Raw genomic sequence first — 24,668 nt, forward strand, 5'->3', positions numbered from 1 at the left:
TGCAAGGCTATGGCTGGCAGGGAAACTGGATCCGAACCGACGCCGTACCGCGTCATCCGCTCTGCGCGAAGGACCCGGTCGGTGCAGGCAAGGCTCGTCGGCGGGGTGGCGGAGATCCGCATCCCCGCCCACTTCACGCAGGCGCAGGAGCGGGAGGTGGTCGAAGAGATGCTGGCCAAGCTGGCAAAGAAAACGCGGGCGCGCCCGCGTGACGACGCCTCCTTACGGTCCCGCGCCGAATCCCTGAACGCGAGCGTCTTGGAGGGGCGGGCGAGCATCGGTTCGATCCGCTGGGTGTCCAATCAACGCTCCCGGTGGGGATCCTGCACTGTGTCCACCGGGGATATCCGCATCAGCGACAGGCTCAGGCAGGTCCCGGATTACGTCCTCAACGCGGTGATCGTCCACGAGCTTACGCACACGTTCATTCCCAACCACAGCGCGGAGTTCTATGCGTGGGCGGATCGGGCGCCGCAGGCAGAGCGTGCCCGCGGCTACCTCGAGGCGTACCAGCGCTTCGGCGAGCCGGAAGCCCGTTTCGAAGACGCTGGCGGCTAGAGCTCGGTGCCGTCCTCGCGGCCGTCGTCTGTGCCGTCGCCGTCTTCCCGCTTGAGCTCCGGGTTGTCGCGCAGCTCCTGCTCGAGTTTGGCGAATTCGTCGTCGAAGTCGGTGTCCGGCTGGTCGTCCAGCAGCGTGTCAATGAAAGCTGCCGGGTTGTCCAGGTGCTCCGCGGTGGGGAGGAAGTCCGGGTGGTTCCACACCTGGTCGCGGCGTTCCGTGCCCACGGCGGTGTCGATGCGGCGCCACAGCTCCGCCGCGTCGCGGGTGCGCGGCGCGCCGAGTTCGATACCGACGATGTTGGCGAAGGCCTGCTCGGCCGACCCGCCGGTGGCACGGCGGCGCGCCCATGCTTCCGCCAGCTGCGGCGTGGACGGGATGCGCTCGCCGAGGGCTTCGGCCACCACCACGTCGACCCAGCCTTCAACGAGCGCAATCAGGGTCTCCAATCGAGAGGTTGCGCCCGCGTTGCGGGTGCCCACGCGCGGGGAGAGGTCCTCGCCCTGCAGGTTCTGTAGCGCTTCCTGGATCTGCTGCGGGTCGCCGCCCTCGAGGTTGAGGTTGCGGGCAATTTCTTCGATGTGGGAGGTGTCTATCTCCAAGCCCGCCGCGTATTCCTCAACGGAGGACACGACGCGCTCCACCAGCCACGGCACGTGGCGGAAGAGGCGCTGGCGCGCGGCTTCGCGGGCGGCGATGTAGACCATGACTTCCTGGCCGGGCAGATTCAGCCCCTTGGAAATCTCCGCGATGTTGCGCGGCAGCACCGCGGCGGTGCCTGCGGGCGCCACCGGCAAGCCAAAGTCGGTGCCGGTGAGCGCCTGTTGGGCGAGGTCGCCGAGGGCGTGGCCGAGCTTCATGCCAAACTGCATGGCATTCATCTGGTTCAGCATCCCGGCCATCGGGCCCATCATTTCCCGGGCCTGTTCCGGCATCGTGTCCAGCTGGGCGCGGTTCATGTGCTCGGCAACCGGGTTGACCAGCCGCTTCCACATCGGCATGGTCTGGTTCAGCCACTGCTCAGCGTTCCACGCCTGGGCCTTTGCCTCGCTCGCCGGCAGGTCGGTGGCCTCGTCCAGCCATAGCTCCACCAAACGCAGCGATTCCTCGGCGGCACGGGTGTCTGCCTCGGAAACGGGGCTGGCCCCAGCGACGCGCTGACGTGCCATTCTCGCCGCGAGGTCGAAGTTCACCGCGTCGCCGCTGTCCTGGGCGTTCATGGAAGAGCCCATGCCGGAGAGCATCTGGCCGAGCTGGTTAAACATGTCGCCCAAGCCGCCCCCGCCGGATTGGCCGCCGCCGAAACTTCCTCCGAATCCGAAAGCAGCGAACGGGTTAGAGGCGTCCCCGCGCTCGTTACCGTCACCGCGGCCGTTTCCGCCGCCCCGATTGTTGGCGTCGTTGTCGCCGTCGTCGTTGGAGTCGTTGGGGAAGGAGAAGCCAAATCCGTTAGTCATAGCCGCCAGAATACATTCAGCCTGCGAGCCCATGGGTTCGCTGATAGCCAGCACCGGTGATGTGCGCGGCCTGCGCTAGAATCTGCGCCCATGTCACAAGGCCTTGAAGCCAGAAACCGGCGGTGGTCGACCCTGGTGTGGGGATCCATCCCGGTTGTCCTGCTTGCGGGAGCGCTGACCGTGGACCACATCCCGGGCACCGACATCCGCCTGACGGTGCCGTACGCGGCCGAGGGCCCCGGGCCCACGTTCGACACGCTCGGCGAGGTCGACGGCGAGCCGGTCGTGGACATCGAGGGCGCCCAGACCCAGGACACCGGGGGGCAGCTCAACATGACCACGGTGTCCGTGCGCACGAACATGACACTCGGTCAGGCGCTCGGCCGGTGGATCGCCACCGACGACACCATCGTGCCGGTGGAGCAGATCCTGCCGCCCGATCTGGACGAGGACCAGGTCCGCGAGTACAACCAGCAGGCGTTTGTGGCCTCGGAGGCGTCTGCGACGGTCGCGGCGATGCACTACCTGGGCCGCCCGACCACGGTGGTGGTGCACGATGTGGTTGACGACGCGGCCTCCGCGGACATCCTGCAGCCGGGAGACCGCATCACCGCAATCGCCGGGCGCGAGGTTTCTACTCCGGACGAGGTGCAGGACATTGTGCGTGCCAAGCAGCCGGGCGAGACCATCGAGGTCACCGTCGAGCGAGGAAACAGCGAGCGCACCGAACTCACCGAGCCGATCGAGCTGGGGGAGAACCCGCACGAGAAGGGCCAGGCGATGCTGGGCATCCTCATGACCTCTGAGCCGGCAGACGGTGTCACGGTGAACTACAACCTCAACGACGTCGGCGGCCCGAGCGCCGGCATGATGTTCTCGCTCGCGGTCATCGACAAGCTCACCCCCGGCGCACTCAACGGCGGCACATTCGTCGCCGGCACCGGCACCATCAACGAGGCCGGCGAGGTCGGCGCGATCGGCGGCATCGAGCACAAGATCCGTGGTGCGGAGGACGCGGGCGCCGAGCTCTTCCTCGCGCCCGCCGGCAACTGCGACGCAGTCAAACGCGCCCGCACCGACCACATGACTGTGGCGAAGGTGGAAACGCTCACCGACGCTGTGCAAGCAATGGAGGATTTCGCGGCGGGACGCGACGTTCCCGCCTGCTAGCTACTGCTCCGCCAGGCCCAGGTCGTAGATGCGCTGGCGCGGATCCTCCTGGTCGGTGGAAATCAGCTGCTGCATGACCTGGCCCTCGCGGTTGTCTACCACGGTGATAATCGCCGAGGTGCCCAGCGTGGACCAGCCCACCACGCGGTCGCCGTTGTCCTCCACCACGCGCGAGGAGCGCAGCTCCGTCAGCAGCTGGGTCGTGGAAGCGGCCTTCGAGTCGGAGTCGAAGAACTGGAACTGGCCGATCCCGTCGCCGGAGCAGTCGAAGGACCCGCTCAGCCCACCGGCTACGCAGGAATCAAACTGGTCGAAGAACTCGGGCGGAGCGAGCGTCGAAAAGCGATCGCGCACGTCGCCCAGTACATTCTCGTCGCGGCTTTTCGCGCTGCTGCTTGTCGACGTCGATTCCGTCGCCCGCGTTGAGGAGGTGGTCGACGACACAGACGACACAGTCGTGGTGTCCGTCGCCGTAACCGCAGACGTCTGCGTGTCGGGGGTGGGGGACTCGGTGGAGGTGATTTCCGGCGCGGCGGTGTCGTCCGCAGCGTCGTCGGAATCGGTGGAGCAGGCAGACAGCGTCAGTGCGGCTGCAGCTGCGGCGGCGATGAGCGTGAGAGAACGGGGCCGGAAAGTAGACACGGGTGTCATATTAAACCAGCTCGTCGGGGTCCTGCTCGAGGCCGTAGCGTAGCGCGGCCAGCACGCCCGGCGCGATGCCGGGGCCGCCGCGCAGCTCGATGTCGTCCTGGGCGAACGCCCCGCGCTCCTCAAGCTCCTCGTCGGTGAGGCGCAGCTGCAGCAGCGTCTGGTCGAGGTCCTCGCCGCGCAGCACCCCGGAGAACAAACGGGCGGGGCGCGGCTGGGCATCGTCGCCGGCGGAGGCGTCCTTGAACACAATCTCCTGCGCCAAGATCACGCCCTCGACCTCGCTGGGCCAGGCGATGCGGGAGACGTACTCGCCCAATTCCTCGGAGCCCGGCAGGATGTGCTCCGGCAAATCCTGTACCACCAGGGTGAGGGGGGAGGAATCATCCAGGTCCACCAACTCGTCTACAAGCAGCTGCGTAGGCACGAGGCCGAAGAGGGTGGGCGGGGCGTCCCAGCCTTCGGCGTGGACGAACTCGACGGCCTCCATCATGGCCTTATTTAATGCTTGCTGTTCGCGCACGGGAACCCTCCGGACTGCTTGGACGTTGGAGTATTTAAGCTCGAAGCTTATCTGCGTTGCACACACTAATTCTTAAGGAGCAGGCTTGGCTACCCGCCTTAATCGGCCACAACCACGCGCCAAGAAACCGAACACGGGGCTCATGACCACCGTGGCCATTCTCGGCCTTATTCTCATCCTCCTGCCAATGGCAGTCGGGCTGTACACCGACTTCCTCTGGTTCGGCGAGGTTGATTTCCGGGGCGTGTTCAACCGCGTAATCCTGGTGCGGGTGGCGCTATTTGTCATCTTCGCCCTGCTGGGTGGGGTGGTGACTTGGCTGGCCGCCCGCTTTGCGTGGCGGGGCCGGCCCAAGGAGGACGCGGCGCCGTTCGACCAGGCCGCGCAATACCGTCAACAGCTGCAGCAGAGCGTCCGCGGTCTGCTGGTGTGGGTGCCCGTTGTGGTGGCCATCCTCTCCGGCCTGGCCGGCCAGCGGATGTGGCGCGTTTTCATGCTGTGGTTTAACGGCGGCGAGTTCGGCACCACCGACGCGGAATTCGGCCGCGACCTCGGCTTCTACGCGTTTACCCTCCCGGGCATTTCAGCGGTGGTGGACACCCTGTCCATGCTGCTGCTCGTCGCGTTCTTGGTCGGTGCCGTTGGGCACTACCTTCTGGGCGGCATCCGCATCGGCAACAAGGTGTCCGGCATTTCCGGCCAAATCAGCAAAAACGCGCGCATCCAGCTCGCCGTCACTGCCGGGCTCTGGATGCTGCTGAAGGCGGTTAGCTACTGGCTGGACCGCTACTACCTGATGTACGGGCGTAACGACATCTTCACCGGCGCGTCCTACACCACCATCAATGCGATGCTGCCGGCGAAGATCATCCTCACCGTGATCGCGGTGCTCGTGGCAGCGGCGTTCTTCGCGTCCATCGTCTACCGCGACTTCCGCATCCCGGTCCTGGCCACGGTGCTGATGCTCGTCTCGTCCGTGGTGGTGGGCAACGTCTGGCCGGCGCTGATGGAGCAGTTCTCGGTCAAGCCGAACCGTCAAGCCAAGGAATACGAGTACATCGGGCGCAACATCGAGGCCACGCGTGAGGCGTACGGCCTGACAGATACGCGCGTGGATTACATGGAGAACTGGGGCGCGGGAAGCACCTCCAACGCGGAGGTAGCGTCCGACACCGCCACGATTGCCAACCTGCGCCTGCTGGACCCGGAGATCATTTCGCCGACGTTTACCCAGATGCAGCAGCTGCGCAACTTCTACGGCTTCCCGGACCAGCTAGCTATGGACCGCTACGAGGTCGACGGCGAGATGCGCGACTTTGTCGTGGCGGCGCGCGAGATGAACCCGAACTCGCTGAGTGAGAACCAGCGCGACTGGATCAACCGCCACACCGTGTACACCCACGGCAACGGCTTCATCGCCGCCCAGGCGAACACGGTGGACGAGGCGGCGCAAGACGCTGGCTCCACCCGTGGCGGTCTGCCCATCTTCACCGTCTCCGACCTGCAGTCCAACGCCGCCGCTAAGGCCGCTGAGGACGCGGAGGAGCTGGGTATCAAGGTGGACGAGCCGCGCATCTACTACGGCCCGGTGATCTCGTCTGCGGACGACGGCCTGGATTACGCCATCGTGGGCGAGACCGGCCAGGGCCCGGTGGAGTACGACACGGACGATTCCACCTACACCTACGACGGCAAGGGCGGCGTGGACATTGGCAACATCGTCAACCGCCTCGCCTACACCGTGAAGTACCAGGAGCTGAACTTCCTGCTCTCGGACCGCGTGGGCGGGGACTCGAAGGTGCTCTACGACCGTGACCCGCGTGAGCGCGTGGAGAAGGTCGCACCGTGGCTGACCACGGACTCCAAGACCTACCCGGCCGTGGTGGATGGGCGCGTGAAGTGGATCGTTGACGGCTACACCACCCTGTCCCAGCTGCCGTACTCCACCCGCACTTCCCTGCAGGACACCACCCAGGACGCGCTGAACCCGGACGGCACCACCCAGCGGTTGATCACAGACAACGTGGGCTACATCCGCAACTCGGTCAAGGCCACCGTGGACGCGTACGACGGCACCGTCGACCTGTACGCCTTCGACGAGTCCGACCCGGTCCTCAAGGCGTGGCAGGAGACCTTCCCAGGTACGGTCCGCCCGGCGTCTGACATCTCGGATTCCCTGCGCGAGCACCTGCGTTACCCGGAGGACTTGTTCAAGGTGCAGCGTGAGCTGCTGGCCCGCTACCATGTTGATGACCCGGGCGTGTTCTTCAACAACGACGCGTTCTGGTCCGTGCCGAACGACCCGACCGCGCCGGAAGGCCGCGGCCAGCTGAACCAGCCGCCGTACTACGTGGTGGCGTCCGACCCGGAGACGGATGAGCCCTCCTTCCAGCTGATCACCCCGTTCCGTGGCCTGAACCGCGAGTTCCTCTCCGCGCACATGGCAGTGTCCTCCGACCCGGAGACCTACGGCCAGATCACCGTGCGTGTGCTGCCGACGAACACGCAGACCCAGGGCCCGAAGCAGGCACAGGACGCGCTGATGTCCTCCGACCAGGTGGCGCGCGACCGCACCCTGTGGGAGGGCACGAACGACCTGAAGAACGGCAACTTGCTCACCCTGCCGGTGGGCGGCGGCGAGATCCTCTACGTCGAGCCGATCTACTCGCAGCGCAAGGATCAGGCCTCGGCCTTCCCGAAGCTGCTGCGCGTGCTGGTGTTCTACCGCGGCCAGGTGGGCTACGCGCCTACGATCTCCCAGGCGCTGAGCCAGGTGGGCATCAACTCCTCCGCGGCGCAGGACATCGAGGTCGTGGACGAGGGCGACGATTCCAACCGTGAGGACCAGCCGGCCCAGAATGAGGGTGAGCAGGACAAGAACCAGGACGCCCCACAGGTGGGCAAGGATGAGGCGATGAACCGCATCAACGACGCCCTGCGCAACCTGGAGGGCGCACGCGACGGCTCCTTCGAGGAGTACGGTCGGGCCCTCGACCAGCTCGACCGCGCGGTGGAGGAGTACCAGCGGGCGCAGTAAGCACGCCACGCGCCAGCCCGCCACTCGAGAGTTGAAACGATAGCGCCAAACCCACTTTTACTAGGGGGTTTGGCGCTATTCGTTGGTGTATGTATAGTTACTCCACGTTGCCGGTTACGGCGACAGGCGAAAATCACATAAACGCCCGACGCGGGGTGGAGCAGCTCGGTAGCTCGCTGGGCTCATAACCCAGAGGTCGTAGGTTCGAATCCTGCCCCCGCTACCAATACCGGAAAAGGCACCCAACGCTGGGTGCCTTTTCTTGTTTTGCACTGCGGCCAGTGCATACAGGCTTACTGTCTGTCGATCTAAATCCCGCTGTAACAGGCTTCTTCGAGCCAAGCGAGATTTGCGCGGTAGTTCTCCTTCTCTCCGTCGAGATATTCGCCCTCCATATAGATGACAAAATCCACGAGATGGGCCTTCTTGTTCTTGATCCACGTGGACAAGGACAATCCGGGCTGGAGGAAGATCGTCTACGTCTTATCGGGATTGTCACCAACGCGCACTTCGGCAGGCAGTTGCGTCCAGTCGTGTTCGTCCAACTGCTTTTCGATCTCCGGTAGGAAATTCGATTCGCGGTAGTCACTTGGGAGAATCTCGGAACTATCCCAGGGTAGGCGCACCACCTCGAGTTCTCCTGTTCGTTTCGCGCCGTGATGTTGAGGTCTTGGCTATCATGTTTTCCCCTTTCAAATAGACCAAGCGGTACAGTATGTGTCTACTAACTGGTTTGTCAAGAACATGCGTTCGGCATAGTGGGTGTGCGGGTTTTACGTCTGGGAGAGGATCACGGGGTTGATAAGTACTACAGCTCAGCAAATGGGGAATTGATGATGGCTGATATTTAAAAAGAGATCGCGGAAAACGCCCCAGTGGATAGTTCGGCGCAACGTGGTGAGCTGTACAAAACCATTTGGAAGATAGCGAACGATCTTCGCGGCTCCGTAGACGGGTGGGACTTCAAAAGCTACGTGCTCAACATGTTGTTCTACCGTTTCGTTTCCGAGAATCTCAACGCGGAAGACCCCGAACTGGATTACGCAAACCTGCCAGATGAGGATGCTGAGTACGGACGTGCGGGTGTTGTCTAAGACAAGGGTTTCTCTATTCCTCCGTCGCAACTGTTCGAAAACGCGCAAGCGCGCTCACGACGATCCAAACCTCAATGAGACTATCGAGCAGGTTTTCCGCAACATCGAATCCAGCGCTGTCGGCTGACCGGGTTCGACGCGACCACGCTCAACACCTTGTTCGTGGATAAGAACTTGCGGATGCACGGGCTGATTCAGGCGTTTTCGCGCACGAACCGCATCCTCAACTCGGTCAGAACCTACGGCAACATTGTGGCGTTTCGGGATCTGGACGAGAACACGAACGAAGAGCTCGAGCTATTTGGTAGCGCGGACAACGCTGCTCAAGTGGCCATCCTCGCACCGTTTAAGGATTTCTACCGCGAGTATGAGCTCAAGGTGGAGGACTTGAAGCAGTTCTACCCAGCGGGTGAGTGGATTGCGTCCGAGAAGGCTCAGGTTGGGTTTGTGAAGCTTTACGGCGAGATCCTCAAGCTGGAGAACATCTTCACCTCGTTCGATGAGTTTCAGGACAAGAAGCTCATCACGGAGCGCGAGTTCCAAGATTACAAGTCGATGTATTTGGACTTACACGACGATTTCAAGTCTAAGCGTGACGCTGAGCGTGTAGTGGATGACTCTGGCGAGGATGAACCAGGTGATGACCAGCTCGTGCTCGAGATCGAGCTGGTCAAACAGGTCGAGATCAACGTTGATTATATCGTCATGTTGATGGGTGATTACCGCGTAAAAAGGGACAAGGCGACGAGGCAGGCGCGCATGAAACCCGCGCGGTTATTGGTCGCAACCTTGATGTATCGCCATCCTTGCGTGGCATGCGTGACCAATTCGACGAGTTCATGGATTCCGGGGAGGGGACTAGTGCGTCCACTAACACAGATGAAAGCTTCGAGGAATTTGTGGGAGTTAGGCGGGATCAGGAACTGAATCAGCTGATCGAAGAAGAAAAACTCAAGCGCGATCTGACCTATTCGTTTGTGGAGGAAGCACTACGCACGGGTGTAGTGCCCACGTCTGGGACTGCCATGACCAAGCTGCTGCCGACTACATCCAGGTTTGGGCGGCAGGCGAACCACGATGAGGTTCGTGCTCGCGTGGGGGAGAAGCTGACCGCGTTCGTGGATTGTTTCTCGATGTTTTAAAGGAGTTCGCCCTCAACCGTGTCAGATCAGGTCCTCGCCCCAACGGTTCGCTCCGCCTGGCAGCGAGTGCAGCGTGATGCCGCGCGCCGCGGCAAGGGGGTCGAACTCGTCAACAAACCGGGCTGAGCGCTTGCCCGATGCGCAGTAGACCACCACGTCGCCAGCGGGCAGCGTGCTGAGAACTTCCTCGGCACGCTCCAGCTCGCTCATCGGCAGGTTCGGACCGGGGTGGGCGATGTCTTTTAGCAGTTTCTCGTGTGGCTCGCGGACGTCGAGCGAGCTGGCGTTGCCTTCCGCAATCAGGTCGATCAGGTCTTGTCCCTCCTGCACTTCGGCGGGGCCGCTCGGCACTGCACAGACCCCCGCATAGGACCCGAGCTCGCGCACGAGGGGGCGCTGCGGATCGTGCGCAACGTTGAAGTGGCGTACAGAGGCGGTCAGGGCGTCGTACATGTGAAGGCGACCGATGCGCGTTTCACCGACGTCGGTGAGAAACTTCACTACCTCGGTTGCCATGAGGCCACCCACCACGCTCGTGGTTACGCCGAGGACGCCGGCGGTGGCGCAATCAGGCACGGAGTCCGGGTCCGGCTGGGCGGGGTAGAGGTCGCGCATGCCAACTCCGTCGCTGGGGGCGCCGGGGCCCGACCACCACAGGGCAACGTCGCCGCGGTAGCGCAGGACGGAGCCCCACACGAGGGGAGTGCCGGTGATTTCGGCGGCGTCGGCGACGAGGAATTTGGTTTGGAAGGTGTCGGAGCCGTCGATAAGCAGATCAATGCCCTGCAGTGAGTCAATGATGTTGGCTTCGGTGAGCCTTGCGTCTACCGCATGCACCGTGATGTCGGGTTGGAGCTTGCGCAACCGCTCCGCCGCTACCTCGACCTTCTTGCGGCCAACGTCGGGCGCGCCGAAGAGGATCTGACGGTGGATGTTGGACAGCGAGACAACGTCATCGTCAACAACCGTGATCGTGCCGATGCCGGTCGCTGCCAAGGCCAGCATGACTGGACACCCTAAACCTCCGGCGCCGATAACTAAGACATGGGCATCGCGCAACCGCTGTTGCTGCTCGAGGCCAAAGCCGGGCAGATTGAGCTGTCGCGCGGTGCGTGCGAGTTCTGCGTTGGGGAGCGTCGTTTCCGTCACGGCCTCCAGCCTACTTTCCCTGGAAATCATCAACTAGATATTTGATTAAAATATGCATCGTACGACTTTCAATTATTAATCACGCCAAATAGGGGGGAAATAGCATCCGTACTGTTTCCCGACTACAAATGCCACCCTTATCCCCGCTCTGGGAAACTGTGACCTGTATACCCAAAGGGTACATAGCGCTTTAGCTTACAATATGAATTGCATAAATTGCGACTCAAGGTAATTATTACGATTTTCGCTCTCTGTATTGGTGTCACCATACAAGTTATCTACTGTGAACCCCATGTAACATCATCAGTAAATAGTGTGGCGGGTGTCCGGACGCCACCACCGGTCAAACCGGTGTCTCACGGCAAAGCTCTGGCGGTGCTTGTTCTCGGTACCGCATTCCTCGCCTCAACGCCTCTGTTGGTGAAGGCTGCCAACATGGACCCGGCCAGCCAGGCCTTCCTCCGTGTGTCTATTGGCTTCCTTATCCTCCTCCCGTTCGGCATTTGGGAGATCAAGAAGAAGGAAGGCCTGACAAAGAGGAGCATCATGTACTCCGTGATCTCCGGCCTCTTCCTCGGTGTTGACTTCACCGCATGGAACTACTCGATCTTCTACATCGGCGCGGGTGTCGCAGCTATTCTGCTGAACCTCCAGGTGATCATCATGCCGACGCTGACCGCGATCTTTGACAAGTACAAGATCCGGCCTGTCTTCCTCGTGCTGGTTCCGATCATGGCGGTCGGCGTGCTGCTGACCGGTGGCGTGTTCGACTAGACCGCAGAGGCAACTGGCCCCGACACCATCTACGGCATTAAGACCGCGACCCTGGGTACCGCCTTCGGTCTGACCTCCGGTATCTGCTACTCGTTCTACCTCTACTTCTCGCGCAAGGCTGGTACTTCGGCCCGCAAGGATCTCTACATCCAGCCGATGATGTACACCGTGGCTGCACAGATGGTCGCCCTGACCATCATTGCCCACACCTTCTCCGCTCGCGGCGGCTTCGACTTCAAGAACGGTGTGCTTATCGACGGCGTGCTGCCCATCGTCAACCCGGAGACCACGCTGGGTGACCCGCTGACCGCTGGTAACTGGATCGCCCTGATTTCGCTGGCAATCTTCGGTCAGGCCCTCGCATGGACCTTCGTCCAGTACGGCTCCGTCTGGCTCGACCCGACGCTGTCTGCCGGTATCCTGCTGCTGTCGCCTGTGACCTCAGTCATCATCGCGGCGCCGCTGTTCGGTGAGATCCCGTCGCTGCTGCAGATCATCGGTGTGCTGATGATTCTTGCAACTGTGGCATATCAGAACGGTTTGTTCGCCATCCTGTTTGGCAAGAAGAAGGCCGACGGAGAGAACCCCGACACGAATCTGTCGGATCAGCTATAAAGGGGGGGACTGGCTCCTGGCCACTCGCCGGAGGAAGTTCCGAACAACCCTAACAAGCTGTAACTAGTTACCGATCCCCGGCGAGCAGTAGCTTGCCGGGGCCGTCGAAATATAAGGAGCAAAAATGAAACTGACCAAGCGTGAGCAGGAAAAGCTTCTCATCGTGGTTGCTGCAGATGTCGCTCGTCGTCGTAAAGACCGCGGCCTCAAGCTGAACCAGCCGGAGGCTGTGGCCCTGATCTCCGAGGCGATCCTCGAGGGCGCGCGCGACGGCAAGACTGTTGCCCAGCTGATGAGCGAGGGTGTCGAGGTGCTCAGCCGCGACGACGTCATGGAGGGTGTCCCCGAGATGATCTCCGACGTGCAGGTTGAGGCAACCTTCCCCGACGGCACCAAACTGGTCACCGTTCACAACCCGATTCGCTAAGAAAAGAGAGTTTCCATGATCCCTGGTGAGTACTTCATTTCTGACAACGGGCCACTGACCATGAACGAGGGCCGCGAGGCAACCACCCTTGAGGTGACGAACCGCGGCGACCGCCCCGTCCAGGTTGGTTCCCACTTCCACTTCGCAGAGGCCAACGCCGATCTGGAGTTCGACCGCGAAGCTGCGCGCGGCAAGCGTCTGGACATCCCGGCCGGCACCGCTGTGCGCCTGGAGCCGGGCGATAGCCGCACTGTCCAGCTCGTCGACTTCGGTGGTCGCCGTGAGGTTTACGGCTTCAACTCCAAGGTCAACGGCCCGCTCGACTAAACACAAGGCACCAAAGAGAAAGGCATTTAATCATGGCATTTGAGATGGAGCGTAAACAGTACGCCGAGCTCTACGGCCCGACTACCGGTGACGGCGTCCGCTTGGCGGATACCAACCTTGTGGCGCGCGTTGAGAAGTCCCTGACCCACTACGGTGAGGAAGTCACCTTCGGTGGCGGCAAGGTCATCCGCGACGGCATGGGCCAGAACAGCCGCTGGGTAGGCGACGAAGAGGTTCCCGATGTTGTCATCACCGGCCCGCTGATCATCGACTACACCGGTATCTACGTCGCTGACATCGCCATCAAGGACGGCAAGATCATCAAGATCGGTACCGCCGGTAACCCGGACGTCCAGGACGACATCGACATCGTTATCGGCGTGAGCACTGAGGTTATCGCTGGTGAGGGCAAGATCGTCACCGCTGGTGCGATCGATACCCACATCCACTTCATTTCCCCGGAGCAGGCACGCGTCGCGCTCGACAACGGCACCACCACCATGATCGGTGGCGGCGTTGGCCCGGCCGATTCCACCAATGCGACCACCGTTACCGCAGGTGCGGCCAACATCACGCGCATGATCGAGGCCACCCGTGACTTCCCGGTCAACGTCGGCTTCCTGGGCAAGGGCCACGCGTCCGAGGCTAACCCGCTGCGTGAGCAGATCCGCGCCGGCGCTATCGGCCTGAAGGTCCACGAGGACTGGGGCGCGACTGCGAACTCCATCGACACCGCGCTCTCCGTTGCGGATGAGATGGACATCCAGGTCGCGATCCACACCGATACTTTGAACGAGGGCGGCTTCGTCGACAACACCATCGAGGCAATCGGCGACCGCGTCATCCACACCTTCCACACCGAGGGTGCTGGCGGTGGCCACGCTCCGGACATTGTGAAGGTTGCAGGCCTGAGCAACGTGCTGCCGGCGTCGACCAACCCGACCCTGCCGTACACGGTGAACACCCTGGATGAGCACCTTGACATGATCATGGTGTGCCACCACCTCAACCCGGACCTGCCGGAGGACGTCGCGTTCGCTGACTCCCGCATCCGCCGCGAGACCATCGCCGCCGAGGACGTGCTACACGACCTGGGTGTGATGTCGATTACCTCGTCTGACTCCCAGGCCATGGGCCGTGTAGGGGAGGTTGTCCTGCGCACCTGGCAGGTTGCTCACCGTATGAAGGAGCAGTTCGGTGCGCTCGAGGACGACTCCGAGGGCAACGACAACAACCGCATCAAGCGCTACGTGGCGAAGTACACCATCAACCCGGCAATCGCTGCTGGTGTTTCACACGCGATTGGTTCCGTCGAGGAAGGCAAGATCGCCGACCTAGTCATCTGGGACCCGGCATACTTCGGTGTCAAGCCGAACACCGTGCTGAAGAGCGGCTTCATTGTCCGCTCCGTGATGGGTGACTCCAACGCTTCGATCCCGACCCCGCAGCCGCGCACCATGCGCGACATGTTCGGCGCGTACGGTCACGCCGCTGCGCGTACCTCGGTCACGTTCCTGTCTTCGGCTGCATTCGAAGCAGGCGTTCCGGAGTCGCTGAGCATCGGCCGCAAGTACGTCGAGGCGAAGAACATGCGCAACATTTCCAAGAAGGACATGAAGCACAACGACGCTACGCCGCACATCGAGGTCGATCCGGAGACCTACGAGCTGACCGTCGACGGCAAGAAGATCACGTCTGAGCCGGCGGAGGTTCTGCCGATGGCACAGCGTTACTTCCTGTTCTAGTTAGACCTTGCTGTCGCAACAAGCTAGTCTGAACTAGAAACGCGCGTGAGCGGAGAGGCCTGGGCCACTCCGCTTTCGTTTTTGCAAAGGAGTTGAACATGATTGTTACTGAACTTCGCGGTAACGTTCGCGACTTGGACGCCAGCACCAAGGTCGCTGACCGCGTGGTTTTCGACAACGAGAGCCGCGTAAAGCGTATCCAGCGCGTCACGACCGAAGGCGGAACCGAGCTTGGCCTGAAGCTGGACAAGTCGGTCCGCGAGCTGGAGGACGGCGACATTCTCGCCGAGACTGACCAGGGCGTGATCGTGGCATCCATGGCGCCGCTCGATGTGCTGGTGATCCAGCCCGCATCGATTGAAGAAGCGCTCAAGGTCGCGCACTCGCTGGGCAACCGCCACCTGCAGGCGCAGTTCTTCGGCACCGATAGCGAATTCAAGGCCGAGGTCATGGTTGTGCGGTACGACCACACGGTGGAGCACCACCTTAACCACGTCGGCGTGAACTACCACCGTGGGGACTACGTAATGCCGAGGGCTTTCCGTCATGCAGAACATACCCACTGACGTCCGTGCCAGCCTGGTTGTCTGGCACATCACCGATTCCGCACTACCCACCGGCGCGTTCGCTCACTCCGCGGGCATGGAGTCTTTCATCCAGCGCGATGAGGTCAGCGATCCGGATAGCTACCTTCAGTGGCTGATCGGTTACCTGCGCCAGGCCACCTTCGGCGAGGCTCTGGCAGTCTTGTTGGCTGTCCGGCTGCAGGCAGCCGGCTTGCAGGCCGAGGAGGCGGTCGAGGAGCTTAAGCTTCTCGACGAGCTGTGCCACTCAACCCAGACCCCGGTCGAGCTACGCGCGTCGATGCAGGCGATGGGCAAGCGCATGGCGAAAGTCTCGCGCATTATCGACAGCACGGATGCACTCGTGGAGGAGTACGAAGCTGGGCTTCGTGAGCGTCGCTACTACGGCAACCCGGGCATCGCCGCGGGTCTCGTGCTCGACGCCGCCGGCGTCGACGAGCTCACCGCAGTGCGCGCCTACTTGATGCAGATGGCAACCTCGATGACGCAGAACGCAATCCGCGCGATCCCGCTCGGCCAGGACGCAGGCCAGAGGATTCTTATCGACGTCTACGAGTATCTTCCCGGCTTCGCCGAGGAGACGCTCACCCACGACGTACCAGATCTCGGCGTTTCCTTCCCCCGGTTGGAAATCGCCCAGATGCAGCACCAATACATGCGCTCGCGCATGTTTATGTCCTAAAAGAAAGGAAGAAATTTCACTATGGCAACGATCAAGGTTGGAATTGGCGGCCCCGTCGGTTCGGGCAAGACGGCGCTCATTGAGCGCATTACCCGTGCTCTTGACGGTGAGGTGTCGATGGCCGCAATCACCAACGACATTTACACCACCGAGGACGCGAAGATCCTCGCCCGCGAGGGCATCCTGCCGAAGGACCGCATCGTCGGCGTCGAGACCGGCGGTTGCCCGCACACCGCGATTCGCGAGGACACCTCGATGAACGAGGCTGCGTACGAGGACCTTGTTGCCCGCCATCCAGACCTGAAGCTCGTCTTCGTTGAGTCCGGCGGCGACAACCTGTCCGCCACCTTCTCCCCGGAGCTGGTTGACTTCTCCATCTACGTCATCGACGTGGCGCAGGGCGAGAAGATCCCGCGCAAGGCAGGCCAGGGCATGATCAAGTCCGACCTGTTTGTGATCAACAAGACCGACCTCGCTCCGCACGTTGGTGCAGATCTGCAGGTTATGGCGGATGACTCCAAGCAGTTCCGCGGCGACAAGCCGTTCGTTTTGACCAACCTCAAGACCGATGAGGGTCTTGATGAGGTGCTGGACTGGATCCGCCACGACGTGTTGATGCAGGACATCGATCGCTAGTATGTGGTCGATTCCCCCAGAGCGGATTGACGGCGACGCCGACAAAGCCGCCACTGGCACGCTCGAACTCGGGATCAGTGTCAGCGGCGGTCGGTCGGTAGCAACGCGTCAGTACCACGCTGGAGCTCTCAAGATCATCCGTCCCCACTACCTGGACGAGACCGGGCAGGTGTACTACATCACCGCCAACCCGGGTGGCGGCTACGTCGGAGGCGACTCGTACCGGATTGCGGTCGATGTCGCCGACGGGGCCTCCATCTTGTTCACGGATCAGTCCGCGACGAAGGTCTACCGCACCCCGGAATCGTTTGTCTCGCAGAAGATCGACTTTCATGTTGGGGCGGGCGCTGTCCTCGAATACGTGCCCGACCAGCTCATCTTGTACCGAGATGCCGATTTCCGTCAGCACATGACGGTGGATTTGGACCCGGAGGCAAGCGCGTTCCTGTCGGACATTGTCACCCCTGGGTGGTCGCCGGATGGCGGCCAGTTCCGCTACCGCCAGGCGCACCTGCGCTCGGAGGTTCGGGTAGGCGGCAAGCTCGCGCTGGTGGACAACATGCGCATCATGCCGGAGCGCGACGCCGAGACCCTCCACTCGCCGACGTTCCTCGGGCAGAACACGCACTTCGCCACAGCCCTGTGCTTCGATCCGGGTATTGATGAGGACCTCATTGAAAACGTGCGGGCGGCGCTGGCCGAGATCGAGCAGATCGAGGCGTCCGTCACCGCCTGCGACGTCCCCGGCTTCGTTGTGCGCGCCGTGGGTAGCCGCACCGAACACCTCATGGAGGCGGTGCAAACCGCAGCCAACATTGTCCGCTCCACACTGCGTGGGCAGGGCAAGCTGCACATGCGCCAGTACTAAAACACGGTAAACAACGTCAAAACCGCAGTCTCCACACCGTGGGACTACGGTTTTCGTCTTTGAGTGGTTACTCGCTGTAGGCGGCGGCCCAGTGCAGCAACCGGTGGATCCGTTCGTCGGCGATGGCGTAGAAGATCGTCCGGCCCTCTCGTACCGAGGTGACTGTCCCCATCTTCTCCATGGCGCGAAGCGCCGCTGAGGCTGTTGCCACCCGCGTGCCGGTGGTCTCGGCGAGGTCCGTCACCGTGAGCTTGTTGTCACCGGCATCGTGGATCGCGTCGAGCAGCGAGAGACGGGTAGTGTCACCCAGGATTTTGAACACCGCGGCCCATCTCTCGTGATCAGTCATACCCAGTAACCTTAGCGTGCCGTAACCGGGCCATGCACGACCAAGGAGGGCTCGCCAGCAATCACGGAAAGTGTTGCGTCCACGCCGAAGGTGTCGCGCAACAGGCTCTGGGTGAGCACTTCCGCGGGGGCGCCAAGTGCTGCGACGTGGCCGTTTTCCAACACGAGGACGGTGTCGCAGTAGCGGGCGGCCAGCGCCAAGTCGTGCAGCGCTACAACCACGGTGGTGCCGTGATCTCTCACCACGTGCTCGAGCATGTCCATCAGTCGGTACTGGTGGTGCAGGTCGAGGTGGTTTGTCGGCTCGTCTAAAAGAAGGTACTTCGAGTCTTGGGCCAAGGCTCTCGCGGTCATCGCCCGTTGCACCTGGCCGCCGGAGAGGGTCCGAAGCGGACGGTCGGCAAGGTCGATGAGGTCTGAGTGGATGAGGGCCTCCTCGATTATCCCGGCATCCCCGTTGGACTCCTTCCAGAAGATGCCGTGCCCAGCTGTTTGCCCCATCTCCACAAGTTCCCGCACCGTGAGATCCGGCAGCGTGCCGTGGCTTTGGGCGACGTAGGCAAGTGTGCGCACGCGCTTGGCGCGGGGCAGGGAGGAAAGCGACGTGGCGTCGAAAAGAATGCTCCCGGTGAAGTCGTTGACTCCGGCCATGGAACGAAGCAGCGTCGATTTGCCGGAGCCGTTAGGCCCGACGATGCCGACGATGCCGGAAGACGGCAGCGTTGCCTCGACCTTCAGCTCGAAATTTCGGACCTTGGTTGCGACGTTGAGATCAATCACCTGGCGATCCTTTTCAAGATGACGAAGAAAACGGGCACGCCGATAAGCGCAGTGATTACGCCGACGGGCAGCTCCTGCGGTGCGAACAGCACGCGCGCGATCGCGTCCGCAATCACAAGGAACAAGGCGCCGACGATGGCGGAGATCGGGATCAGTCGCTTGTGCAGCGGGCCGATGACCATGCGCACCGCATGCGGCACGATCAGGCCGACGAAGCCGATCGCGCCGACGGACGCGACCGTTGCCGCGGTGAGGAGGGAGACTACAACCAACACCGTGTAGCGCACGGCGACGACGGGAACGCCCATGGTGTGGGCGGTGGCGTCGCCAAGCGTAAGCGCATCGAGGTGGCGCGAGAGTGCCCACAGCACGGTAACGCCGATCGCCCCGGCGATGGCGACGACCACCAGCGTTCCCCAGCGCGCGGCGGAGAGGACGCCGAGCAGCCAGAACATGATGCCGCGGGTGGATTCCGCGTTGCCGGATGCCGTGACCACGAGCGACGTGATCGATTGGAAGAGGTAGCCGATCAGCACACCCGTGAGCACCACGCGGGTTGCGTCCGCTCTGGTGTGGCGCAGAAGCGTCATGAGCAGTAGGAACGAGACGAGGCCACCGATGGCGGCGCCGACGATAACGCCGAACTGCCACGTGGAGAACATGATCGCGATCACCGCGCCAGTGGAGGCACCAGATGAGATGCCGAGCAGGTACGGCTCAGCCAGGTCGTTGTGCGTGATCGCCTGCATCGCCACACCGCACACCGCGAGGATCGCGCCGACGCAGGCGGCCATCAGGACGCGCGGCAGGCGGAGTTCGGTGATGATGGATCGCTGCAGCGGTGAGAGGTTATTCAAATCGCTCAGCGTGATACCGCTGGAACCCAGCGGTAGAGAGATGACAATTGCGAGGGCGAGGGCCGCCAGGGACAACAGCCCGAACGCGATAGAGCGTTTCAACTGTCTAGCCTGCGATGCCGTTGCCGATAGCGTCGGAAATCTGCTGCAACCCCTGGTAGGAGCGTGCGGACGGGGAGGTGGTCACGCCGTTGATGATGATGTAGCGCTCATCCTTCACCGCCTGGAGGTTCTTGGTACCCGGCGTGGTTTTCAGCGTCTCAGCCTTCTCCTGCCAGGTGTCGCCCGGCTCGCCGCGAACAGGCAAGTCCGCCAGGATGATCACGTCCGGGTTGGCTTCCGCAACGGCCTCCCACGACACTTGCGGCCACTCCTCTTTGAGGTCGCCGAAAGCGTTCGTCATATTCACGGCGTTGCCCATCTCGGTGACTATCGACGGCCCGCCCGCGACGTACGGCGCGCCGCCGATGGAGGAGTAGATCAGGACGAACGTCGTGCCGTCCGGTGCCTGGTTCGCGTTCTTCACAGTCCCGCGCAGCTTCTCGTTGACTTCGGTCGCCTCAGACTCGCGGCCGAAGATCTGGCCCAGCTCGGTGATGTCCTTCTCCAACAGGTCGAAGGTAGTCTTCCCCTTGTTGTCGCCGTAGTCCTGGCACTCCACGTTGGACTGGTAGGTGCGTACGCCAAGTCGGTCCCACTCTTCGCGGGTGCCGGCGGAATCCGCCGTCCACACGAGGGCGAACGGCGAGTAGACGAAGTCCGCGTCCACCGCGCGGATCTGCTCAGCGGTGGGGATCGCCTGGGCGATGATATTCGGCGTTTCGTACCCATCCGGCGGGTTGTCCTTCTGGTGGCCCACACCGGCGATCTGGTCGCCTGCACCGAGCATGAGCAGGGTATCGGACGCGCCTTGCTCGAGCGCGACTGCCCGCTCGACCGGCGGCTCAACCGAAATCTGAACACCGCAGTTGTCGATGGTGCCCTCCGCGGCGGCGCTGGTGCTGGCCGCGTTGGGCCCGGTGGATTCGGTGGTGTCGTTGGTGTTGGCGGTATCGGCGCAACCAGTCAGGAGCAGAGCTGCGGCGAGGGGCAGTGGGAGTATGCGGCGCATGGCGACCTTCTTTCAAACAATCAATGTATCGTTTGAATATAGCGCATGTGGTGATCGTGTCACCATTGCCCCGTTTATAGTACGGAGTCCGCCCAGCTCGCCAGCCCCTCGAAGGATGAAGATGCAACGGCGTGCTCGCGTTTCGGGATGCGGCCCGCCATCCGGGACAGGCGGCCAGCCTCGACGGCGTGCTTCATCGACTCCGCCATCGCCACCGGGTCCTGGCAGCGGTTCACCGCGCTGGCCAGCAGCACGCCGGAGCACCCCAGCTCCATGGCCAGGGCGGCGTCGGAGGCGGTGCCCACGCCGGCGTCGATAAGCACCGGCACCTCGGCGCGCGAGCAGATCAGCTCGATGTTATGTGGGTTCAAAATGCCTAGGCCGGTGCCAATCGGCGAGCCCAGCGGCATCACCGCCGCCGCGCCCAGGTCCTCGAGGCGCTTGGCGGCCACCGGGTCGTCGGAGGTGTAGGCCAGCACGGTGAAGCCTTCGTCGATGAGCAGCTCGCAGGCGTCGACCGTCTCCACCACGTCCGGCAGCAGCGTGCGATCGTCCGCGATGACCTCCAGCTTCACCCAATCCGTGCCCAGCGCCTCGCGGGCGAGCTTCGCGGTAATCACGGCGTCGCGCGCGGTGCGGCACCCGGCCGTGTTCGGCAGCGGGGCGATATTCAGGCGCTTGAGCAGGTCGAATACACTCTCCCCGCCACCGGTCGTGGCGGCATGGCGGCGCATCGCCACCGTGGTCAGCTCGGTGCCGGACGCCTCCAGCGCCCGCTCGAGCATGTCGAAGGAGCTCGCCCCGCCCGTGCCCATGATCAGGTGGGAGCCAAACTGCTTGCCCGCAATCTCCAGCACGTTTAGCCTCCCTGGACTGCGGTGAGGATGTCGGCCACGGCACCGTCGTGGAGCTTCCGCCCCCACTGCGAGCGCGGCACGACCTCGCCGTCGATGGCTACCGCGGTGCCGTCGGCAGGAGCGCCCACCTCCGCCACAAGCGCCTCGACGGTGGCCGCGTCGGTTGTGGTTGCTGCTCCGTTGAGTGTGATGTTCATGAATGCCTCCTCGGGTCGCACGCTGACAAGTCTATTGCGGGCTCCTGCCTATCGACGAGCTCCGCCCCAACCCGCGCCCCCAACGCCGCCAACAAGATCCCATGCCGGAAGTAGCCGGTGGACACGACGGTCCGCTCGTCTATCCGGCCCAGATACGGCAAGTCGTCCGGCGTGCCGGGGCGCGCGCCCGCAGTGGCTTCAACGAAGTCGCACTCCTCCACGGCCGGAACGAGCTCGATGGCGTCGCGCAGCAGCTGGTGGACGCCCTGCACCTGGGGCTGGTCGCGCCCGTCCTCGCGGGTGGTCGCGCCGATGGTCAGCGTGCCGTCCTCGCGAGGGATGAGGTAGACGGGGCGGTCCTCCACAAACCCGCGTACCACGCGCGTGAGCAGCGGGTACTGGTGCTGTGGCACCCGCACGCGCAGCACGTCGCCGTAGACCGGGCGCAGGTCAAGACCTGGCACGAGTGCACTGGCGCCGAGGCCGTTGGCCACGACGACCTGGTCGCCTTCCAGGGCGTCCAGCGAATCCACGTGGTTTCCGGTGAAGGTGACGCCGGCGGACCGGCAGGCGTCGAGAAGCGCGCGCATGAACAAGCGCGGCTGCACCTGGTGGTCGCCGTCGATGGCCACCGCGCCGTTGATGGCGGGGGAGAGGGCGGACTCGAGCTTCCGGGCCTGGCGGACGGTGAGCTTGTCCACCGCCATACCGTGCCGGGACTGGTACTCGCTGAGTTCGCGCAGATGCGTCTTGTCCGCGATGTCCCGCGCTACCACGAGCGTGCCGTCGGTGCGGTACCCAGTGGGTAGGTCCGTGTATCTGGCCGTGAGCGTGATCAGCTCCGGGTACCACTCGGCGGACGTGCGCATCAGCGGGAATAGCGGGTCCTGCTTGTACACCACCTCTGCAGTGGGCGCGAGCATGCCGCCCGCGTGGTGGGAGGCGCCGGAGGCCGGGGCTGGGTCGTGGACGGTGACCGAGTGGCCGCGGTCCGCGAGTGTCAGTGCTGTGGTGAGTCCGATGATGCCCGCGCCGACGATGTCTACCTGCATGCCGCCACACCCCGCTCGAATTCGGCGACGACGCGCTCGCAGTACGCCTGCGAATCGTCTGCGTGCATGATGCCGCGCACGATGGCCAGCCCGTCCACGCCCTGCTGCGCGAGGTCGTAGGCGTCGTCCGCGGTGACGTCACCGATGGCCACCATCGGCAGCTCGGAGGCGGCCACCAACTCCGGGTAGCCGCGCAGGCCGATCGGGGCGCGGCCCGAATCCTTCGTCGGGGTGGCGCGGAACGGCCCGCAGCCTACGTAGTCGATCACGTCCTTGTGGTCGTTGGCGGCCCGGACCAGCTCGAGCGTGCCGGTGGTCAGGCCGATGATCGCGTCCGGGCCGAGCAGCTCGCGCACCACGAGCACGTCTAGGTCGTCTTGGCCCACGTGCACGCCGTCGATGCCGTGGCCCTGGAGGGCGAGCGCGACGTCGACGCGGTCGTCGATAAGCACGTGTGCATGGGGGTTTGCGGAATGCACAGCCTCGGCGACGGCGAGCGAGAGCGAGTAGAGCTCACGCGCCGAGATCGGCTTCGAGCGCACCTGGATCACGCCCGCGCCGCCTGCTGCGGCTTGGCGCGCGCGCTCGATGATGTCGGGGCCTTGCCCGGTGACGAAGTAGCAGCGCAGGTCGAGAGCTTGTTTAGTCACGCAGCGCCTCGATCAGTTCGTCCTTGGTCATCCCGGAGCGGCCCTCGATGTCGAGCTCCTGGGCGCGTTTGTACAGCTCTTCCTTGGTCCAGTCCTCGTAGGAACCGGCCTCGCCGCCGCGCTCGCCGACCTTCGAGCGACCGTCGCGCGCCGCGGCGTTGGCGATCGCGGCGGCCTTGGATTTGGAGTTGCCCTCGCGCACGAGGGCCTCGTACACCTCGGGGTCCTTGATCGAATCAGCCATGGTTGTCAGCCTAGGCGCTGCCGCGGGGCCGTTCGGGTTTTCTTTCCCGCGGCGGGGTGAGCGGATCTGCTAGGAGCGCGGAGGCACCACTAGCAGATGACGCTGTTACCGAAATTCGTTTCCAACACCACCTGGGAAAACGCAAACCTCGACCGCTGATCTGCTAGTGCCCATCCACAAACGGCGCGCAGTAACTAGCAGATCCGCGCGTCCCTACATTTCCAGGGGGCCAGTGCGGGTGGGGTGCCCCAGCGGCTCCACGTGCACGATGGTTTCTGCGCTGCCGAGGGCGTGCGCCATGCCTTCCTCCACGGCGTCGGCGTGGTCGTGGGCGCGGTCGACAGTCCAGTCTCCGGGAACCTGCATGACCAAGCTGACGGTGCGCTGGCGGCCGGCGGCGGCAGTGCGCACGGAGGTGAAGGTCACGCCGTTCGCGGCGGCGTAGTCGTCCAAGAACGCGTGGACCACTGCGGTCTCTTCCTGCGGCAGCGCCTCGGAGAGCAGGCCGAGCATTGCGCCCTTAAGCAGGTTGTAGCCGGTGAACAGAATGTTCAGGCCGACGACGAGGGCGACGATCGGGTCCAGCGGCTGCCACCCGGTCAGCCATACCAGCGCCATGCCGACAATGACGCCGACGGTGGTCCACACGTCCGTGAGCAGGTGGTGACCGTCGGCGTCCAGCGTGGTGGAGCGGTACTTCCTGCCGGCGCGGATGAGCACAATGCCCACGGCTCCGTTCAGCGCCGTAGCGACGATGGAGAAGGCCAGGCCGATGCCGACCTGCTCCACAGGGGCCGGGTTAATCAGCCGGTCAATGGCGGTGAAGATGATGGCCACTGAGGCGAGGAGGATCAGCGAGCCTTCCACCTGGGCCGAGAAATACTCGGCGCGGGCGTGGCCGAAGTTGTGGTTCGCATCCGCAGGCTTGGCTGACAACTTCAGTGCCCACAGGCCCACGGCGGCGGCGATGAGGTTGATGCCGGATTCGATCGCGTCGGACAAAAAGCCCACGGAGCCGGTCACCCACGCCGCCGTTGCTTTGAGCACGATGGTCAGCACAGTTGCGCCGATGGAGAGCCACATGAAGCGCTCGAGGAGTTTCTGCTCGTCAGCAACCACGGATTTCATTCCTCTCA

The 24,668-nt window shown here is 63.3% G+C and carries 26 protein-coding genes, 1 tRNA gene and 2 pseudogenes; 15 read left to right on the forward strand and 14 right to left on the reverse strand.

The genetic code is table 11. The features are described from left to right. Positions 1-9: 9 nt before the first annotated feature. Positions 10-558 carry a M48 metallopeptidase family protein gene (locus CUREI_RS02500; RefSeq protein WP_051952149.1) on the forward strand — a complete coding sequence of 183 codons (549 nt, stop codon included), beginning with the start codon at positions 10-12 and terminating at the stop codon, positions 556-558. On the opposite strand, the gene CUREI_RS02505 is transcribed toward CUREI_RS02500, so the two are convergent. Beyond that, positions 555-2,015, reverse strand: coding sequence for a zinc-dependent metalloprotease (locus CUREI_RS02505; RefSeq protein WP_038610051.1), 1,461 nt, complete (start codon positions 2,013-2,015; stop codon positions 555-557). The genes CUREI_RS02500 and CUREI_RS02505 overlap by 4 nt on opposite strands. A gap of 90 nt (positions 2,016-2,105) precedes the next feature. Here CUREI_RS02505 and CUREI_RS02510 point away from each other — a divergent pair, with 90 nt between their 5' ends. Then, a complete protein-coding gene (locus CUREI_RS02510; RefSeq protein ID WP_038610054.1) occupies positions 2,106-3,185 on the forward strand; it encodes a YlbL family protein in 1,080 nt (359 codons plus the stop codon). Here CUREI_RS02510 and CUREI_RS02515 read toward each other — a convergent pair whose 3' ends face one another. After that, positions 3,186-3,836, reverse strand: a complete 651-nt coding sequence (locus tag CUREI_RS02515) for a hypothetical protein (protein WP_038610057.1) — start codon at positions 3,834-3,836, stop codon at positions 3,186-3,188. It abuts the gene before it with no gap. A gap of 1 nt (position 3,837) precedes the next feature. Further along, the gene (locus tag CUREI_RS02520; RefSeq protein ID WP_051952150.1) at positions 3,838-4,326 is read right to left on the reverse strand and encodes a PPA1309 family protein; all 489 of its coding nucleotides are present in this window, start codon (positions 4,324-4,326) and stop codon (positions 3,838-3,840) included. A gap of 172 nt (positions 4,327-4,498) precedes the next feature. Between CUREI_RS02520 and CUREI_RS02525 the strand changes: the two genes are divergently transcribed. The 5 genes and pseudogenes from CUREI_RS02525 (at position 4,499) to CUREI_RS12845 (ending at position 9,629) form a co-directional block, all read left to right on the forward strand. After that, positions 4,499-7,393 (forward strand): UPF0182 family protein, encoded by a 2,895-nt coding sequence (locus CUREI_RS02525; protein WP_038610063.1) that lies wholly within the window; start codon positions 4,499-4,501, stop codon positions 7,391-7,393. A 149-nt stretch (positions 7,394-7,542) separates the two neighbouring features. Next, positions 7,543-7,619, forward strand: a tRNA-Met gene (locus CUREI_RS02530). Positions 7,620-8,268: 649 nt separating this feature from the next. Further along, complete coding sequence (locus tag CUREI_RS12585) at positions 8,269-8,487, forward strand: type I restriction-modification system subunit M N-terminal domain-containing protein (protein WP_069202878.1); 219 nt, start codon at positions 8,269-8,271, stop codon at positions 8,485-8,487. A gap of 180 nt (positions 8,488-8,667) precedes the next feature. After that, positions 8,668-9,213: pseudogene (locus tag CUREI_RS02540) on the forward strand (type I restriction endonuclease subunit R, EcoR124 family); the annotation flags it as partial. Positions 9,214-9,293: 80 nt separating this feature from the next. After that, positions 9,294-9,629 carry a type I restriction endonuclease subunit R, EcoR124 family gene (locus tag CUREI_RS12845; RefSeq protein WP_407919149.1) on the forward strand — a complete coding sequence of 112 codons (336 nt, stop codon included), beginning with the start codon at positions 9,294-9,296 and terminating at the stop codon, positions 9,627-9,629. Positions 9,630-9,650: 21 nt separating this feature from the next. Here the strand turns inward: CUREI_RS12845 and CUREI_RS02550 are convergent, their stop codons facing one another. Continuing rightward, entirely contained in the window at positions 9,651-10,808 is a 1,158-nt protein-coding gene (locus CUREI_RS02550; RefSeq protein ID WP_051952151.1) for a ThiF family adenylyltransferase, read from the reverse strand. A gap of 285 nt (positions 10,809-11,093) precedes the next feature. Here CUREI_RS02550 and CUREI_RS02555 point away from each other — a divergent pair. The 8 genes and pseudogenes from CUREI_RS02555 to CUREI_RS02590 all read left to right on the forward strand — a co-directional run bounded on the left by CUREI_RS02555 (position 11,094) and on the right by CUREI_RS02590 (position 17,436). Further along, positions 11,094-12,167: pseudogene (locus tag CUREI_RS02555) on the forward strand (DMT family transporter). A 124-nt stretch (positions 12,168-12,291) separates the two neighbouring features. Then, positions 12,292-12,594, forward strand: coding sequence for an urease subunit gamma (locus CUREI_RS02560; RefSeq protein ID WP_038610075.1), 303 nt, complete (start codon positions 12,292-12,294; stop codon positions 12,592-12,594). A gap of 15 nt (positions 12,595-12,609) precedes the next feature. Next, a complete protein-coding gene (locus tag CUREI_RS02565; RefSeq protein ID WP_038610077.1) occupies positions 12,610-12,921 on the forward strand; it encodes an urease subunit beta in 312 nt (103 codons plus the stop codon). 32 nt (positions 12,922-12,953) lie between these two features. Continuing rightward, complete coding sequence (gene ureC / locus CUREI_RS02570) at positions 12,954-14,666, forward strand: urease subunit alpha (RefSeq protein ID WP_038610080.1); 1,713 nt, start codon at positions 12,954-12,956, stop codon at positions 14,664-14,666. 98 nt (positions 14,667-14,764) lie between these two features. Beyond that, positions 14,765-15,232 (forward strand): urease accessory protein UreE, encoded by a 468-nt coding sequence (locus tag CUREI_RS02575; RefSeq protein WP_038610082.1) that lies wholly within the window; start codon positions 14,765-14,767, stop codon positions 15,230-15,232. Beyond that, positions 15,213-15,932, forward strand: coding sequence for an urease accessory protein UreF (locus CUREI_RS02580; protein WP_038610085.1), 720 nt, complete (start codon positions 15,213-15,215; stop codon positions 15,930-15,932). The genes CUREI_RS02575 and CUREI_RS02580 overlap by 20 nt, the downstream gene beginning before the upstream one ends. Before the next feature lie 21 nt (positions 15,933-15,953). Next, entirely contained in the window at positions 15,954-16,568 is a 615-nt protein-coding gene (gene ureG / locus CUREI_RS02585; RefSeq protein ID WP_038610088.1) for an urease accessory protein UreG, read from the forward strand. 1 nt (position 16,569) lies between these two features. Next, positions 16,570-17,436 (forward strand): urease accessory protein UreD, encoded by an 867-nt coding sequence (locus tag CUREI_RS02590; protein WP_051952152.1) that lies wholly within the window; start codon positions 16,570-16,572, stop codon positions 17,434-17,436. A gap of 67 nt (positions 17,437-17,503) precedes the next feature. On the opposite strand, the gene CUREI_RS02595 is transcribed toward CUREI_RS02590, so the two are convergent. From CUREI_RS02595 to CUREI_RS02640, 10 genes are all read right to left on the reverse strand, one after another. Further along, a complete protein-coding gene (locus tag CUREI_RS02595) occupies positions 17,504-17,785 on the reverse strand; it encodes an ArsR/SmtB family transcription factor (RefSeq protein WP_038610090.1) in 282 nt (93 codons plus the stop codon). 11 nt (positions 17,786-17,796) lie between these two features. After that, on the reverse strand, positions 17,797-18,564 hold the full coding sequence (locus CUREI_RS02600; protein WP_051952153.1) for an ABC transporter ATP-binding protein: 768 nt from the start codon (positions 18,562-18,564) through the stop codon (positions 17,797-17,799). Beyond that, on the reverse strand, positions 18,561-19,523 hold the full coding sequence (locus tag CUREI_RS02605; protein ID WP_051952154.1) for a FecCD family ABC transporter permease: 963 nt from the start codon (positions 19,521-19,523) through the stop codon (positions 18,561-18,563). Before CUREI_RS02605 ends, CUREI_RS02600 begins: the two co-directional genes overlap by 4 nt. 4 nt (positions 19,524-19,527) lie before the next feature. Beyond that, positions 19,528-20,532, reverse strand: a complete 1,005-nt coding sequence (locus tag CUREI_RS02610; protein ID WP_038610092.1) for an ABC transporter substrate-binding protein — start codon at positions 20,530-20,532, stop codon at positions 19,528-19,530. Positions 20,533-20,606: 74 nt separating this feature from the next. Continuing rightward, positions 20,607-21,389: a thiazole synthase gene (locus CUREI_RS02615; RefSeq protein ID WP_038610094.1), complete on the reverse strand. Its 783-nt coding sequence runs from the start codon at positions 21,387-21,389 to the stop codon at positions 20,607-20,609. Positions 21,390-21,391: 2 nt separating this feature from the next. After that, on the reverse strand, positions 21,392-21,586 hold the full coding sequence (gene thiS / locus CUREI_RS02620) for a sulfur carrier protein ThiS (protein ID WP_038610097.1): 195 nt from the start codon (positions 21,584-21,586) through the stop codon (positions 21,392-21,394). After that, a complete protein-coding gene (thiO, locus tag CUREI_RS02625; protein WP_038610099.1) occupies positions 21,583-22,638 on the reverse strand; it encodes a glycine oxidase ThiO in 1,056 nt (351 codons plus the stop codon). The genes thiS and thiO overlap by 4 nt, the downstream gene beginning before the upstream one ends. Next, a complete protein-coding gene (locus CUREI_RS02630) occupies positions 22,629-23,288 on the reverse strand; it encodes a thiamine phosphate synthase (RefSeq protein WP_038610102.1) in 660 nt (219 codons plus the stop codon). The genes thiO and CUREI_RS02630 overlap by 10 nt, the downstream gene beginning before the upstream one ends. Continuing rightward, the gene (locus CUREI_RS02635; RefSeq protein ID WP_038610105.1) at positions 23,281-23,532 is read right to left on the reverse strand and encodes a DUF7218 family protein; all 252 of its coding nucleotides are present in this window, start codon (positions 23,530-23,532) and stop codon (positions 23,281-23,283) included. Before CUREI_RS02635 ends, CUREI_RS02630 begins: the two co-directional genes overlap by 8 nt. Before the next feature lie 213 nt (positions 23,533-23,745). After that, entirely contained in the window at positions 23,746-24,660 is a 915-nt protein-coding gene (locus tag CUREI_RS02640) for a cation diffusion facilitator family transporter (RefSeq protein WP_038610108.1), read from the reverse strand. Between the last annotated feature and the right edge of the window lie 8 nt (positions 24,661-24,668).

The sequence above is a fragment of the Corynebacterium ureicelerivorans genome, assembly GCF_000747315.1.
GTDB lineage: Bacteria > Actinomycetota > Actinomycetes > Mycobacteriales > Mycobacteriaceae > Corynebacterium > Corynebacterium mucifaciens.

What these genes read in the sequence shown, in the direction of transcription:
- CUREI_RS02500 (WP_051952149.1), top strand. Translation starts at nt 10, where the DNA reads ATGGCTGGCAGGGAAACTGGATCCGAACCGACGCCGTACCGCGTCATC.
- CUREI_RS02505 (WP_038610051.1), bottom strand. Translation starts at nt 2,015, where the DNA reads ATGACTAACGGATTTGGCTTCTCCTTCCCCAACGACTCCAACGACGAC.
- CUREI_RS02510 (WP_038610054.1), top strand. Translation starts at nt 2,106, where the DNA reads ATGTCACAAGGCCTTGAAGCCAGAAACCGGCGGTGGTCGACCCTGGTG.
- CUREI_RS02515 (WP_038610057.1), bottom strand. Translation starts at nt 3,836, where the DNA reads ATGACACCCGTGTCTACTTTCCGGCCCCGTTCTCTCACGCTCATCGCC.
- CUREI_RS02520 (WP_051952150.1), bottom strand. Translation starts at nt 4,326, where the DNA reads ATGATGGAGGCCGTCGAGTTCGTCCACGCCGAAGGCTGGGACGCCCCG.
- CUREI_RS02525 (WP_038610063.1), top strand. Translation starts at nt 4,499, where the DNA reads ATGACCACCGTGGCCATTCTCGGCCTTATTCTCATCCTCCTGCCAATG.
- CUREI_RS02550 (WP_051952151.1), bottom strand. Translation starts at nt 10,808, where the DNA reads ATGATTTCCAGGGAAAGTAGGCTGGAGGCCGTGACGGAAACGACGCTC.
- CUREI_RS02560 (WP_038610075.1), top strand. Translation starts at nt 12,292, where the DNA reads ATGAAACTGACCAAGCGTGAGCAGGAAAAGCTTCTCATCGTGGTTGCT.
- CUREI_RS02565 (WP_038610077.1), top strand. Translation starts at nt 12,610, where the DNA reads ATGATCCCTGGTGAGTACTTCATTTCTGACAACGGGCCACTGACCATG.
- ureC (WP_038610080.1), top strand. Translation starts at nt 12,954, where the DNA reads ATGGCATTTGAGATGGAGCGTAAACAGTACGCCGAGCTCTACGGCCCG.
- CUREI_RS02575 (WP_038610082.1), top strand. Translation starts at nt 14,765, where the DNA reads ATGATTGTTACTGAACTTCGCGGTAACGTTCGCGACTTGGACGCCAGC.
- CUREI_RS02580 (WP_038610085.1), top strand. Translation starts at nt 15,213, where the DNA reads ATGCAGAACATACCCACTGACGTCCGTGCCAGCCTGGTTGTCTGGCAC.
- ureG (WP_038610088.1), top strand. Translation starts at nt 15,954, where the DNA reads ATGGCAACGATCAAGGTTGGAATTGGCGGCCCCGTCGGTTCGGGCAAG.
- CUREI_RS02590 (WP_051952152.1), top strand. Translation starts at nt 16,570, where the DNA reads ATGTGGTCGATTCCCCCAGAGCGGATTGACGGCGACGCCGACAAAGCC.
- CUREI_RS02595 (WP_038610090.1), bottom strand. Translation starts at nt 17,785, where the DNA reads ATGACTGATCACGAGAGATGGGCCGCGGTGTTCAAAATCCTGGGTGAC.
- CUREI_RS02610 (WP_038610092.1), bottom strand. Translation starts at nt 20,532, where the DNA reads ATGCGCCGCATACTCCCACTGCCCCTCGCCGCAGCTCTGCTCCTGACT.
- thiS (WP_038610097.1), bottom strand. Translation starts at nt 21,586, where the DNA reads ATGAACATCACACTCAACGGAGCAGCAACCACAACCGACGCGGCCACC.
- thiO (WP_038610099.1), bottom strand. Translation starts at nt 22,638, where the DNA reads ATGCAGGTAGACATCGTCGGCGCGGGCATCATCGGACTCACCACAGCA.
- CUREI_RS02635 (WP_038610105.1), bottom strand. Translation starts at nt 23,532, where the DNA reads ATGGCTGATTCGATCAAGGACCCCGAGGTGTACGAGGCCCTCGTGCGC.
- CUREI_RS02640 (WP_038610108.1), bottom strand. Translation starts at nt 24,660, where the DNA reads ATGAAATCCGTGGTTGCTGACGAGCAGAAACTCCTCGAGCGCTTCATG.